Here is a 13898-nt window from a genome sequence, read left to right on the forward strand (position 1 = left end):
CAAAAATAATGACTTAATAATAAATCTGTTTTTTGACTTAGCTTTGTGAGGTGTAAAGGTATGTTTAAGACTCACAGTCAAACGGCAATGGTCTCGGCACAGGAAGTGGTTAATCAAAAACTAATTATGTTGGTGGATGATGATCCAATATTTCGTAAAGTAACCAATGCTTATTTAGAAAGTCAGGGTTTTAAAGTAGTAGAAGCTGAAAACGGCCTAGAGGCGCTTCAACAACTCAGGGAATGCCAACCCGATCTTATCTTGTGTGATTTATCGATGCCGGTATTAGATGGCATTGAATTCGTCGAAGAAGTCAGTCTTGAATATCCATACTTGCCGCTTATCGTGGTATCCGGCACGGATGAAATGTCCGATGTCGCGAAAGCGTTGCGATTTGGTATTAAAGATTTTCTTCCTAAACCGATAGGTAATTATGAGCACCTATCTCAGGCGATAGACAATACGCTCGAAGATACCGATAGCCATTTCTCAGAACAGCGAGACTTTTCAAGTCAGTGGTTCCGAGTCGATGACGGTGGCGAAATCCCAGATGAGCAAGAGCTTCACTGGCATCTAGAGTATTTGCAGCAGAACCCGAGTGCTGCAAGAGATTTACTGCATGCTCTATTGCCAGAGAAAGATGCTTCTCAAGGTGATTGGCGCTGCTCATACCGTTTATTGCAATCGACGGACGTTATGCCACTGGTGTTTGATTATCGTTGGTTAATGAACGGGCAATTTGCGTTCTATCTCGTTGACTCTGCTTCCCAGAGTAATGATGGTGTCGCGACGACATTGCTTGTTAGGGCTTTGTTTGACGATTACCTGCGTAATTTGAAGAGTTTCAGTGCTGATCTGAAGGATATGGTAGGGATCATTGAAAAAGGAATCGAGTGTTCAGAGTGCGCTGGTGCGGTTAATGCTGTATTTGGTGTCGCTGATCTGGCTTCGTCCTCCGTTTCTATCCTGCCTGCGGGTTTAGATAGTCATTGGTCTGACGGAAATACTAATCAACATATCGCGGCAGGTAACTGTTTAGGGGCAGGAAGTATGAAAAACTTCATAACCCGAGATTTACCGCTAGGTGTTGCTGGTCAGCTATCCATTGGTTGTTTAGGTTCTTCAAGTTTTAGCTTAAATATTGCCCGGAAATCACGACTGGTATAATTCTGACTTCATAACACAATAAGCAGCGTCTTGGCGCTGCTTATTGTCTTTTTAGAACCACAAAAAACAACAAATGCTCGAACAATAACCTTACTTTTTGCTGGTGTTTAGATTTGGCTGTTTAAGGTATAGTCAACGCCTAAAACAATAATGACCCATTTGTGCAACGATAATTTAACGCTGTGCCTTGGGAGAAGCAAAGTCAACTAGTGAGAAGATACATCATGGCAGACAAAGATTTTAAAGAGCCTTATAATATTTTTTACTTTTTAGGTTTCATTGCAGTACTTTTAATTCCAACACTACCTGCAACGCTAACCTGGCTTCGTGTAATGAATGGTTACGCAGGCTTTTAATCTAGCTATTTTGTACCGGAGTTCACCATTCGTATTAAGCGTTACTTTTTCAATACCGTTGGTGGACTCTGTATTGTGCTCGGCATTGCCGGCATAGCCCTTCCGCTTTTACCCACCACTCCTTTCATTCTACTTGCTAGTGCATGTTTTATGCGTGGTAGCCCCGCATTTCATCATTGGCTACATAACCACAAAACGTTTGGACCGATTCTCGATAATTGGCATAAGCACCGGGCTGTTACTTCAAAAGTAAAACAGCGTGGCGCCATTTTTATTGCACTTAGTTTCATGGTTTCAATCGTTGTTGTTCCCCTTGTTTGGGTGAAAATTGGTCTTTTAGTGATGCTAATCGTTTTACTCGGCTGGTTTATGCGTCTGCCTGTGATTGAGTTGGTTGCTGACAGAGAAGAAAATCACTAAGATTGTAGAGAATAGTGTGCCCGCTCTTCGAGTGGGCGTTTGTATTTTCAGCGCCTGTGACTCTTACGAAAATAAGCACATAGTGGTGAAAACCTATTGTTCGTTGCCCTCGTGATACTGCGATTAGAGAGGGCGATGAGCCAATCTAAGTAAATCGGTATTATGACTACAGAAACAATTTCACTGATCAAATCTAGCATCAAAAGCATCCAAGACTACCCAAAGCCAGGCATTCTATTTCGTGATGTGACGAGCCTTCTTGAAGACGCAAAAGCATACCAAGCGACGATCAACTTACTTGTTGAACGTTACAAAGATATGGGCTTTACCAAGGTTGTGGGTACGGAAGCTCGTGGCTTTTTATTTGGTGCGCCTTTAGCGCTTGAGCTAGGTGTTGGTTTTGTACCAGTGCGTAAACCAGGCAAGCTACCACGTCCTACTGTTGCTCAATCTTATGAGCTTGAATACGGCGTTGACACACTAGAAATCCATACAGATGCCATCGTTGAAGGCGACAAAGTACTGGTTGTCGACGATTTATTGGCAACGGGCGGTACTATTGAAGCGACGACTAAGCTGATTCGCCAACTGGGCGGTGAAGTTGAGCACGCTGCGTTCGTTATCAACCTACCAGAAATCGGTGGTGATAAACGTTTAGAAGCACTAGGTCTAAACGTATACAGCATTTGCGATTTTGAAGGACATTAATACATTCAATGAGTTATTTAGCTTTAGCGCGAAAATGGCGTCCTAATCAGTTTGACCAAGTTGTCGGACAAAAACATGTCCTGACGGCGTTGGAAAACGCACTGGCGCAAAACCGTTTACACCATGCTTATCTGTTCAGCGGGACTCGTGGTGTGGGTAAAACGAGTATCGGTAGGTTGTTTGCCAAAGGCTTGAACTGCGAAACCGGTATTACCGCGACACCTTGTGGTAAGTGCGATACTTGTCGTGAAATTGATGAAGGTCGCTTTGTCGATCTTCTTGAAATCGACGCGGCATCACGTACTAAAGTTGAAGACACTCGCGAACTGTTAGACAACGTTCAATACAAACCTGCTCGTGGACGGTTTAAAGTGTACCTCATCGATGAGGTACACATGCTATCGCGTCACTCTTTCAATGCGTTGTTGAAAACCCTGGAAGAGCCGCCAGAGTATGTGAAGTTCTTACTCGCGACAACCGATCCACAAAAGCTGCCTGTTACTATATTGTCGCGTTGTCTACAGTTCCATCTCAAACCGATCAGCGTTGATGATATTCATCAGCAACTTGACTACATTTTGGGTCAAGAGCAAGTATCGGCAGAACCAAAAGCACTGGGTATGATTTCACATGCTGCAGATGGCAGTATGCGTGATGCTCTCAGCTTGACCGATCAAGCAATTGCTTTAGGTAACGGTACGGTGCAAACCGATATTGTCAGCCACATGTTGGGGACGATTGATACCGACCAAGCGATTCACTTGCTGGAGTCAATCAGCAGCAAGCAACCTCAACAAGCCATGGATAAAATCCAGCAATTAGCAGCAAATGGTGTTGAGTGGGATGGTTTGTTGCAGCAAGTCGCAACACAGCTTCATCGAATTGCGATGTATCAAGCGCTGCCAGCGTCGCTAGACCGAGCGCAGCCAGATGCAGAAAAAATCGAGTTGTTGAGTAAAGCACTAAGTCCGCAAGACGTTCAGCTTTACTACCAAATTGCATTGAAAGGTCGTGAAGATTTGACTCTCTCGCCAAACGGGCGAGTCGGTCTGGAAATGATTGTGCTGCGTATGATGGCGTTCCGCCCATCAAATAACAGTGGGGCAAATATTGTTTCTAGTAACTGCGAACCAGCTTCAGCCCCAGTTCAAAGTGCCAGTCAACCAAAGACTGCACCAGCTCAGACAGTAGCTGCTCCTCGAACTCAGCAGCCGAGTCCAGCGCAAAGCACACCACAAGTGGCGCCTCAACCTTCATCTAATTCACAACCTGAGTATCACGCGAGTGGATATGAGACGGTTCCGCCACAGTATGATATGGCGCCGCCGATGAGCGAAAACCCAGCGCCGCAGCATGAAACGCCACCTCAACAAGTGCAAGAGAGCGTTTCAACACCGGCGCGCGGTGGTCTAAGCGGTTTACGTCACCAATTACGTTCTCAGCGTCAAGGCCTACAACAGAACACTCCTCAAAATGGTGGCTCAAAAAAGCCTAAAGCGGCATCTGCACAACCAGAATCGGTTATCGACCGAGTAGCGCAATTGCATGGCAATTCCGCGCAGGTGTCGCCAAACTCAGCTCCGAAGTCGACGGAGCCACAAGTTGAGGAAGCGTATCGCTGGCGTCCAAGCAAGCCTGTTGAGACAAAAGTGAATACAAAACTGACACCTACGCAGCTCAAGCAGGCACTTGAGCATGAGAAAACGCCTGAAATGGCACAAAAGCTCATCGATGAATCGTTAGAACATAATGAATGGGCGAAGCTAATCAGTTTAATGGAGATCCCTAAGCTGGTAGAGCAACTTGCGCTAAACTCTCATTATAGTAAGGAAGGAACAACCGTTTCGTTACTATTGAGAAGCAGCCAAGCTCATTTGAATACTGATAGAGCTCAAGCCGAATTGCTTAAAGCACTTAATACCGTGTTAGGTGAAGAGTGTCACATGAGCATCGAAATAGGGGAGAGTGGAGAAACACCACTTGAACTTAGAGATAGGCTCTATCAAGAGAAATTACAGCAAGCTCTGAATAGTTTAGAAAACGATCCAAATGTTCAATTTATTGAACGTCGTTTTGCTGCAGAGCTTGATAAAGATAGTGTGCGCCCTATCTAATAATCGAATGGAATGGGGTTGAAAACCCAAAGGTATAACCCCATTAATTGATGCAACACCTCATTAAACCAGAGAGATAAACATGTTTGGTAAAGGCGGTATGGGCAACCTAATGAAGCAAGCCCAGCAAATGCAAGATCGCATGCAAAAGCTTCAAGAAGAAATCGCGAATATGGAAGTAACTGGCGAGTCTGGTGCTGGCCTAGTTAAAGTTACTATCACTGGTAGTCACAGCGTACGTCGTGTTGACATCGATGAAAGTTTGATGGAAGACGACAAAGAAATGCTTGAAGATTTGATCGCTGCGGCGTTCAACGATGCGGCCCGCCGTGTTGAAGAAACTCAAAAAGAGAAAATGGCTTCTGTAACTGGCGGTATGCAACTACCACCAGGTATGAAAATGCCATTCTAATCTGCTGATATTTAATTAAGCGGACTTTTAATGCGTACCAGTCATATGCTGGAGCAATTGATGGAGGCCTTACGTTGTCTACCTGGGGTTGGCCCCAAGTCGGCGCAGCGTATGGCCTTTCATTTGTTACAGCGCGATAGAAAAGGCGGTTTGCAACTTGCAGATGCGCTTAGCCAGGCAATGACAGAAATCGGTCATTGTACTGAGTGTCGAACCTTCACCGAAGAAGAAGTCTGTCATATTTGTACTAACCCAAAACGCCAAGAAAATGGTCAAATTTGTGTGGTAGAAAGCCCGGCAGACATTGCTGCAGTCGAAGCAACGGGCCAGTATTCTGGTCGATACTTTGTTCTTATGGGACATTTGTCACCACTAGACGGTATTGGTCCAAGTGATATTGGATTGGATGTGCTGGATTACCGCTTACGTCGCGGTGATATAGCCGAAGTGATTTTGGCAACAAACCCGACGGTTGAAGGCGAAGCCACTGCACATTACATCGCAGAGCTATGTAAAGAACACCAAGTTGATGCCAGCCGCATCGCGCATGGTGTGCCTGTCGGTGGAGAACTTGAGCTTGTCGATGGCACGACGTTGTCACACTCGCTGTTAGGTCGACACAGAATTTAATAAAAAGCCGCTGAATTCAGCGGCTTTTTTGACCTTGTGAGTTGGGAACGATTAATCGTTCGATTCTTTACCAAGAAGGTTTTTGTAGATGACTGCACCAAGTACACCACCCAAAATAGGCGCAATCCAGAACAGCCATAATTGAGAAACTGCCCAGTCACCCACATACATTGCGACTGCTGTACTACGAGCCGGGTTTACTGAGGTGTTTGTCACAGGAATGCTGATCAGGTGAATAAGAGTCAGACACAAACCAATCGCTATAGGTGCAAAACCTTGAGGTGCACGTTTGTCTGTCGCCCCCATGATCACGATAAGGAACATCATCGTCATCACGACTTCAGAAACTAGCGCAGCAAGCATGGAGTACTGACCCGGCGAGTGTTCACCATAACCGTTGGCGGCAAAGCCAGAACCCACAACATCGAATCCAGCTTGTCCTGTCGCGATGACATAAAGAATGCCACCAGCGATAAGCCCACCGAGCACTTGTGCGATGATGTAAGGCGCAACGTCTTTTGTCTCAAAACGACCGCCAGCCCAAAGACCAACCGTCACTGCCGGGTTCAAGTGGCAACCTGAAATATGACCGATTGCAAATGCCATGGTTAAAACGGTTAAACCAAAGGCCAGAGCAACGCCCAGCAGACCAATACCCACATCTGGGAAACCTGCAGCCAACACTGCGCTACCGCAGCCGCCCAATACTAGCCAGAACGTACCAAAAGCCTCTGCCAAATACTTGTTCATGTTACTTCCTAATTTCTACTTAAATGACCCGCTGAACATAGTCGAGAATTGTCAATAAAGTGTGAGGGAGATCGCGTAAAGACTGCAAATAGGACGGTATGTGGCAAGAGTTCTCAAGGATGAGAGAAAAGCAAGGAGAGGAGAGGTTGAATTTTAAGGTTGCCTTGGCCATCACTACCTGAGTAACAGCCAAGGCAAAGTAGGTTTTAGCTAAATGCGACGAAAGGTGATACGCACAACAAAATACCAGTCGCAATAATCAAGTAAAGCGACGCGCCTTTGTATTTGTGTAAAGAAGGCACTTGATAGACAAGGTAAGCTGGAATCAAACAGCCAATCAAACCAAAGATAGGGCTACATACTGATGTGAAGCTCAGAACTGGTAGATTCAATACAATTGCACCCCACGCCATGAGAATCGCAAAGAGAATGATTCCCTTGGTGACCAAGTCTTTGTTGATTTTCTCTTCAGGCATGACCTTTTTTAGAGCCAGCATCGCTAGACCTTGGCAAGAATCGCGAAAACCTAAGTACACGCCAAAAAACGCAGTCATTACTGAGAAAATATTCAGCATCAAACTCATTAGTTTTAGCGTCGTGCCGTCCATACCTTGCGCAACCATCGCAAGAGCAGAGATGTTCTCTTCTGCTGCTTTAACCGCTTGTTCATGTGACATCGCAAGCGTAAAGGAAATCGCGTAGAAGAAGACGGTCACAAACAAGATACCGAAAGCAATTTTCATTGCGCGCATGGCTTTAAAGCGAGCAACCTCAATCGATTTTTCTTTTGAGCGGTATGAGATCACCATTGGGCTCAAGCTTTGAATGAAGAGAATAGACGTTAGAGTAAACGGCAGTAGCTCAATTGCATCTTTCAAACCAGCGCCTGTTTCTGGAATTGCACCGACATTCGCTACATCCCATTTTTCGATCATCATGACGCCAAGTAATGCAACGGTACAAAGTTTAATCAGTACAAGACCAGTACTGACCTTAAACAAAATCTTTTCACCACGAGATGCAATAGCGACCAGCGCGCACACTAAAGCCAGACCATATAGCGGGTTTTCAGACAATAAACCTTCCGTGATGCCAAAACTATGTAGGAAAGATGCCGAGTCATTGTTGATAGCTGTTGAGTAAACAAAGACCCAAATCACCAACATGATGAAGTAGAGCACACCTAATAACGCCCCCCATTTGTTACCAAGGTAGCCGGAAATGACGCCAGCGTAATCTTGGCACTTTGGTGAACTTGAGAGAGTGTTGATGAAAAGGCGTTGGAACAAGTACATCGCTGGGTAGCCGATTACGGCAGAGGCCAAGAATACCCAAAGGCCCAATACGCCAACTTTTACTGGTAAAAAAACAATACCGGCGCCGATTGCCATGCCGATACTCATGATCACCCATCCCCAGTCTGTGCTATCAAACTTGATCGCGGCTTTCCACTCATCTAGGGCCATGCCTGCTTTTACGTGCGGTGGCTCTTTACCGATGGGTAAGGTTTGTGTAGGTGCTGTCACGCTCATTTTATTGTTTCTCTTGTTAGTATGAATTTTTCTCAAATTTAATTGAGAAAATGCATATCACCAATTTTTTTGTGGAAAATTCAGATAAATTTGAGATCTTGGCGAGGAAGTTCAAATAAATTGGAGTTTTTAACGAATTTTGTGATCTGATCTAGTTGTTTGGTTCATATTTAATTGAAAAAATAACGCTAATACGGAAGTTAAATTAGAAACTTATTAATAAAAAATAAAATTTATGTGAGGATTTAAAAATGAAAAAATTGATTTCATCTGAACACGCGCCTGCTGCTATCGGACCTTATTCACATGGCACTAGCTATGGCGATTTGATTTTTACTTCTGGCCAATTACCCGTTGATAAGGCAACAGGAAAAGTAGTTGAAGGCGGCATTAGTGCACAAAGTCATCAATCTCTTACTAACTTGAAGCACGTTTTAGAGGCTGGTGGTGGCAGTATCGATACTGTTTTAAAAACAACGTGTTACCTATCGAATATTAATGACTTTGCCGAGTTTAACAAGGTCTACGCAGAGTTTTTCCAACAAGATTGTCCGGCACGCAGTTGCTTCGCAGTGAAAGATTTGCCTCTTGGCGTGTTAATTGAAGTCGAAGCGATTGCTCATAAAAAGTAATACGGAGAACAGAGCATGAACCAGCAATGGACACAATATATCCAAATCATTAAGCAAGTTGTGAAACCTGCATTAGGATGTACAGAACCCATTGCTGCTGCGTACGCGGCAGCAGTTGCTAGAAAAGAGTTGGGCACATCCGATATTGATGCGATAGAGGTGCGTGTTTCAGACAACCTATTTAAAAACTCGATGGGTGTTTTCGTACCCGGAACGGGCAAGATAGGCCTCAAAATTGCCGCCTCAGTTGGTGCATTAGCCGGTGACCCAACAGCAGAACTGGAAGTGTTGGCTCGGATTAATGAGCAGGATGTCGCTGCTGCGCAACAATTGATAGATGAAGAGCGAGTAACTGTAGCGCGCGTGGATACGCAAGAATTCATTTATTGCAGCGTAACGCTCACCTCTGGTGACGATGTTGTTTCGGTCACGATCAGTGGCGGTCACACCAACATTCTTCAGATCATGCGTAATGGCGACGTGATTTTTGATGCCCCATCACAGCAACGCGTTGCGACCGCTTCCGTTTGTGAAGGTGTGGATATTTCGATCAAACAAATCTATGAGTTTGCCACTCAAGCGCCTTTTGAAGAGATCAAATTCATTCTCCAAGCTGCAGAGCTTAATACCTTGCTGGCTCAAGAGGGTATCGACCGAGGTTACGGCCTAGAAATTGGACGCACGCTAAAAGGCAACATCGAGCAAGGCTTATTGGGTAATGACTTAATGAGTCGTATACAGATGATGACATCCGCGGCGTCTGATGCTCGCATGGGAGGGGCGACGTTGCCAGCCATGAGCAATTTCGGCAGTGGTAACCAAGGTATCGCTGCCACAATGCCAGTTGTAGTTGCGGCAGAAGTATTCCAAAACGATGAAGAACAGCTGGCTCGCGCGTTGATCATGAGTCATTTAGGGGCTATTTACATCAAATCTTATTACCCACCGTTATCCGCATTTTGTGGCAACACTGTTACCAGTGCGGCGGCATCTATGGCGCTGGTGTATTTAGCTGGTGGTACATTTGAGCAATCATGCTACGCCATTCAAAACGTCATCAGCGATAGTTCAGGTATGGTGTGCGATGGTGCGAAGTCTTCTTGTGCGATGAAAGTGTGCACTTCGTCGACAACGGCGGTGCGCTCATATTTGATGGCGATGGGTAACCACAGTGTTAAGAATCAAGGTATAGTAGGCGAAGAAGTTGAGCAAACGATAAGAAATGTTGGCTCAATGGTTCGTTTCGGTATGCCGTATACTGACAAATCTATTATCGATATTATGTCGGCCTAACCTCCAGTTTTTGCTAAGGGAAGTAACATTGCTACTAAAGAAACTCACCAAGAGTGATCTCGATATTTTGAACTCTATGAAAAACGTCGTGGATGGCATTGCACGTATGTATGGTGAACACACTGAAGTGGTTCTCCACAGCTTAGATGCCGAAGCGCCGGAAATCATCAAAATCGCAAATGGGCACGTGACGGAACGCAGTGAAGGTGCCCCAATTACCAACTTAGCGAGAATGAAGTTAAGAGAGGGCAAGGACGTTTCTGATTCGTACCTGACGAAAACGTCGAACGGAAAGACCTTGCACTCCATTACGACCATTGTCAGAAATCCAAAAAACAAACCGATTGGTTTGCTGTGTATCAACGTGGATATGGATGCACCGATGCAGGCATTTTTAAAGGCAATGCTGCCTCAGCAACACACCGAGTGTTGTGTTGGTGGTGCTCGCTCACCAGAAACGTTTGCGCGTAATATCGATGAAACCATCATCAGCACGATAGAAACCGTACAAACAGAAGTGTGGGAAAATGAAGCCATTGCGCCTTCTAAACGTAACCGTGAACTGGTGACGCGACTGCACGGCTTAGGCATTTTTAAATACAAAGATGCTGTTTTAATGGTTGCAAACCATCTTGGCATCTCGCGCGATACCATCTACTTGTACTTACGAGAGCTTGGTAACGACTAAACGGGGGCTCTGAATAGATTAAGTAAGTTGCTCTAGCTCAGTGATGTTGTCGAGCGCTTCTTGGTTGGTTTTGCCACACACAACCGGACACGGTTTAAAATCGTGACAAACGTTGGGGCGCTCAGGCTTACCAAACAGCTTACACAAATTATCATCGTTGAGTTGTACGCAACGAACACCTGCTGGTTTGCCCTTGGGCATTCCAGGTATCGGTGAAGAGATACTTGGCGCAATACAGCAAGCTCCGCATCCTAATCGACAATCCATAATGTAAACCTCTTAAAAATTGAGGGGCAATTATGGTCATTTTGACGTGGATTGGAAGAGTCGCCTAAGAAAAAATAAAAAGGAGCACTCAATAGAGTGCTCCTTTTGGCTTCTAAACCGTTGTGATCATCTCAAGAAGCGGTTGTAAACAAACAGCAGAATAAATGCGCCTAGCGTTGCGGTGATGCTGCTACCGATATTTACGCCAGTTGCCCCGCCGAAACCCAGAATACCGCCAAGAAAGCCGCCGACAAACGCCCCAGCAATACCGAGTAGCATTGTCGCAATCCAGCCACCCCCATCTTTTCCTGGCATGAGCCATTTTGCGAGTGCACCGGCGATTAAGCCCAAAATAATCCAAGAAATAATACCCATGAAAACTCCTTAATGCGTTCTTGATCAATTGAGTAATGGAAACTTGTTTAAGAATAGAACAGTAAAGCGAAAGTAGTTGAATATCTCTACTGTTATGTGTGAATGATTCGAGATCTTCTCAAAACTTGAACTTTTGCGTCGAGAGGGGTATAAATCGCCCCCTAAATTCCCTTGGTGAGACCTGAAGTATGAGCACTCCATTTTGGCAAAGTAAATCGTTAGAGCAGATGACAGAAGAGGAATGGGAATCTCTCTGTGATGGTTGTGGTAAATGTTGCCTGCATAAGCTAATGGACGAAGATACCGACGAAATCTATTACACCAATGTGGCCTGTAGCTGGCTAAATAGCAAAACGTGTTCTTGTAAGGATTACCCAAATCGTTTTACTTCGGGTGAAGAGTGCACCAAGCTGACGCGCGAAGACATCGACGATTTTACTTGGCTGCCGCATACGTGCGCTTATCGCCTGTTGGCTGAAAAGCAGCCTTTACCAGAATGGCATCCGTTGATTACGGGCTCGAAATCTGCGATGCACGCGGCGGGCGAAAGTGTCCGCAATAAAGTGGTATACGAGATTGATGTGGTGGATTGGGAAGACCATATTCTGAATCACCCCAATCGCCCGTAGTTAAATTTACACAAGCCTTTCATCTAATAATGAAAGGCTTGTTTGTTATTGGGTTTCTCAACTTTGACGCCCAACTAACGAAATGCTGCTCAGTTTATTATTTAGTGTTGTAAACTTAGGTATATAATTTCAAGGCTTTACACTTCTATTCTTGGTCGTTTTGATCAGAACTGTTCCCTAAGAGGTAAACATGACGTTTCATTTTCCCCAGAAAATACGCCTGACATCTTGGGTGGCATTATTCGCGCTCATCCTCGGTATGATGGCCCCGATGGTCATCAATGCGAAAGATATTCAGGATACGCCAGAGCCCTCTGCTGCCGAAACTTCTATTGATAACTTGAATCGAGAAATTGTGGATTTATCCCAAGGTCTCTCGCAAGCGAGTGGTGATGAGCGCGACGCGCTTCAACTGCAGTTGTTCCAAAAAAATGAAGAGTTAAGAAGTCAGTTAGCATCAGCGATTGAACGTGAAACTATCCCTCGTGACAAATTGATCTCCTTGGTTAAAAAGCAGGAAAAATACTCCGAGGACGCCACGAACTATCTGTCGGAAAAAATAAAGAAAGTCGTTGAAGATTTAAATAAAGCCAAGGATGAAGAGAAACTTGCTCTTGTTAATGATTACCGAGAGTTACAGCATTACCTCGATGTCAGCTTCGATTCAAGTTGGCAAAACCTTGCTTGGCTGAAAGAGTTAGGGGCTCAAAATGAGCGCGCAGAAGCGGAACTAAAGGATAAAGTTGATAAACGTATGCGTTTGCTGTCTGCCTCAATTGAGTACTTGAGCCAGCAAAGTGAAATCATCGGCTCTCAACTTTCGTCAAGCCCTGAATCGGAAAAAGCGTCACTGCAGCTAAGTCAGCTTATTACTAAACAAAGACTGAATATTGCGACGGAAAGCCTACGCAATTTAATTTCGATTGGCGATAAAGTCGGTTTAGAAACGTCCGAATACAAACGCCAAATTTTCGAAGTGACAGGGAATATCACCCACGATTTACTGAATACCAAAGTAGTGTGGTCAATACTGAGCCATTGGTCCAACTCTGCGCTAGACTGGTTTGCCGAAAATGCGCCACAGCACATTTTCCAGTTGTTTGTATTTGCGCTGATTTTATTGATCGCTCGTGGGCTTGCGAAGTTAACGCGCAAAGTGGTCAGCAAGGCGGTTTCATCGAAAAACTTAAAACTCTCACACTTGATGCAGGACTTCTTTATCTCAATGTCCGGCAAATTCGTGTGGGTGATTGGTATCATGGTGGGCCTATCTCAGCTCGGATTGAACCTAGCACCGATCCTAACCGGTTTTGGTATTGCTGGTGTGATTATCGGCTTCGCCTTACAAGACACCTTGTCCAACTTCGCGGCGGGTATGATGTTGCTTATTTATCGCCCATTTGATGTTGGTGACTTTGTGTATGCTGGTGGTGTGGATGGTAAGGTAAGCCATATGAGTTTGGTGAACACCACAATCCGTACGTTTGATAACCAAATTATTATTGTACCTAACAGTAAAATTTGGGGAGATGTGATTAAGAACGTCACACACGAGCGCATTCGCCGTGTGGATATGGTGTTTGGCATTGGTTATGCGGATGACTTGCTGAAAGCCGAGTCAGTGCTGTCTGATATCATTACTTCTCACCCTGCAGTACTTCGTACACCAGAGCCGATGATCAAAGTGCATACGTTAAACACATCATCTGTAGACTTTATTGTTCGTCCTTGGGTAAAAACTGATGATTATTGGGACGTGTATTGGGATGTGACAAAAGAAGTGAAACTGCGCTTTGACCGAGAAGGCATTTCGATTCCTTTCCCACAACAAGATGTGCATTTGCACATGGTAGAGAAACAAGACGCGTAATCACAGCCAAAACAGTACGAAAAGGCACTCTAGAAAGAGTGCCTTTTTATTTGCA

General features: G+C 44.9%; 16 protein-coding genes. 12 read left to right on the forward strand and 4 right to left on the reverse strand.

The window, feature by feature from the left end:
* Positions 1-60 precede the first annotated feature (60 nt).
* The 7 genes from FKN08_RS01750 to recR all read left to right on the forward strand — a co-directional run bounded on the left by FKN08_RS01750 (position 61) and on the right by recR (position 5807).
* Positions 61-1167 (forward strand): response regulator, encoded by a 1107-nt coding sequence (locus FKN08_RS01750; protein WP_005397213.1) that lies wholly within the window; start codon positions 61-63, stop codon positions 1165-1167.
* Positions 1168-1391: 224 nt separating this feature from the next.
* On the forward strand, positions 1392-1523 hold the full coding sequence (locus FKN08_RS23890; protein ID WP_005380608.1) for a hypothetical protein: 132 nt from the start codon (positions 1392-1394) through the stop codon (positions 1521-1523).
* 27 nt (positions 1524-1550) lie between these two features.
* Entirely contained in the window at positions 1551-1943 is a 393-nt protein-coding gene (locus tag FKN08_RS01755; protein ID WP_041852909.1) for a YbaN family protein, read from the forward strand.
* A gap of 162 nt (positions 1944-2105) precedes the next feature.
* The gene (gene apt / locus FKN08_RS01760; protein WP_005380615.1) at positions 2106-2651 is read left to right on the forward strand and encodes an adenine phosphoribosyltransferase; all 546 of its coding nucleotides are present in this window, start codon (positions 2106-2108) and stop codon (positions 2649-2651) included.
* 8 nt (positions 2652-2659) lie between these two features.
* Positions 2660-4765, forward strand: coding sequence for a DNA polymerase III subunit gamma/tau (gene dnaX / locus FKN08_RS01765; RefSeq protein WP_170891148.1), 2106 nt, complete (start codon positions 2660-2662; stop codon positions 4763-4765).
* A gap of 82 nt (positions 4766-4847) precedes the next feature.
* Complete coding sequence (locus FKN08_RS01770; RefSeq protein ID WP_005380618.1) at positions 4848-5177, forward strand: YbaB/EbfC family nucleoid-associated protein; 330 nt, start codon at positions 4848-4850, stop codon at positions 5175-5177.
* A 30-nt stretch (positions 5178-5207) separates the two neighbouring features.
* Positions 5208-5807, forward strand: coding sequence for a recombination mediator RecR (gene recR, locus FKN08_RS01775; RefSeq protein ID WP_031780610.1), 600 nt, complete (start codon positions 5208-5210; stop codon positions 5805-5807).
* Positions 5808-5858: 51 nt separating this feature from the next.
* Here recR and aqpZ read toward each other — a convergent pair whose 3' ends face one another.
* Both aqpZ and FKN08_RS01785 read right to left on the reverse strand, forming a co-directional pair.
* Positions 5859-6557, reverse strand: coding sequence for an aquaporin Z (aqpZ, locus tag FKN08_RS01780; protein ID WP_006741734.1), 699 nt, complete (start codon positions 6555-6557; stop codon positions 5859-5861).
* Between the two features lie 206 nt (positions 6558-6763).
* Positions 6764-8023, reverse strand: a complete 1260-nt coding sequence (locus FKN08_RS01785; protein ID WP_048625843.1) for an amino acid permease — start codon at positions 8021-8023, stop codon at positions 6764-6766.
* A 317-nt stretch (positions 8024-8340) separates the two neighbouring features.
* On the opposite strand from FKN08_RS01785, the gene FKN08_RS01790 reads away from it, so the two are divergent.
* Genes FKN08_RS01790 through FKN08_RS01800 form a run of 3 tightly spaced genes read left to right on the forward strand, consistent with a single transcriptional unit; the run spans position 8341 to position 10702 of the window.
* A complete protein-coding gene (locus tag FKN08_RS01790) occupies positions 8341-8721 on the forward strand; it encodes a RidA family protein (protein ID WP_005397224.1) in 381 nt (126 codons plus the stop codon).
* Between the two features lie 15 nt (positions 8722-8736).
* Positions 8737-10014 carry an L-serine ammonia-lyase, iron-sulfur-dependent, subunit alpha gene (locus FKN08_RS01795; protein WP_170891149.1) on the forward strand — a complete coding sequence of 426 codons (1278 nt, stop codon included), beginning with the start codon at positions 8737-8739 and terminating at the stop codon, positions 10012-10014.
* A gap of 28 nt (positions 10015-10042) precedes the next feature.
* Positions 10043-10702: a PAS domain-containing protein gene (locus FKN08_RS01800; protein WP_005397228.1), complete on the forward strand. Its 660-nt coding sequence runs from the start codon at positions 10043-10045 to the stop codon at positions 10700-10702.
* 18 nt (positions 10703-10720) lie between these two features.
* On the opposite strand, the gene FKN08_RS01805 is transcribed toward FKN08_RS01800, so the two are convergent.
* Together FKN08_RS01805 and FKN08_RS01810 are read right to left on the reverse strand one after the other, a co-directional pair.
* Entirely contained in the window at positions 10721-10969 is a 249-nt protein-coding gene (locus FKN08_RS01805) for a YkgJ family cysteine cluster protein (RefSeq protein ID WP_025574470.1), read from the reverse strand.
* A 126-nt stretch (positions 10970-11095) separates the two neighbouring features.
* Positions 11096-11344 (reverse strand): GlsB/YeaQ/YmgE family stress response membrane protein, encoded by a 249-nt coding sequence (locus FKN08_RS01810; RefSeq protein ID WP_170891151.1) that lies wholly within the window; start codon positions 11342-11344, stop codon positions 11096-11098.
* A 188-nt stretch (positions 11345-11532) separates the two neighbouring features.
* On the opposite strand from FKN08_RS01810, the gene FKN08_RS01815 reads away from it, so the two are divergent.
* Both FKN08_RS01815 and FKN08_RS01820 read left to right on the forward strand, forming a co-directional pair.
* The gene (locus FKN08_RS01815; RefSeq protein ID WP_005384948.1) at positions 11533-11973 is read left to right on the forward strand and encodes a YcgN family cysteine cluster protein; all 441 of its coding nucleotides are present in this window, start codon (positions 11533-11535) and stop codon (positions 11971-11973) included.
* 190 nt (positions 11974-12163) lie between these two features.
* A complete protein-coding gene (locus tag FKN08_RS01820) occupies positions 12164-13843 on the forward strand; it encodes a mechanosensitive ion channel family protein (protein ID WP_053808793.1) in 1680 nt (559 codons plus the stop codon).
* The last annotated feature ends 55 nt before the right edge of the window (positions 13844-13898 follow it).

Origin of the sequence: Vibrio sp. 1-2 (7-a) (genome assembly GCF_013048515.1) — a bacterium.
GTDB lineage: Bacteria > Pseudomonadota > Gammaproteobacteria > Enterobacterales > Vibrionaceae > Vibrio > Vibrio diabolicus.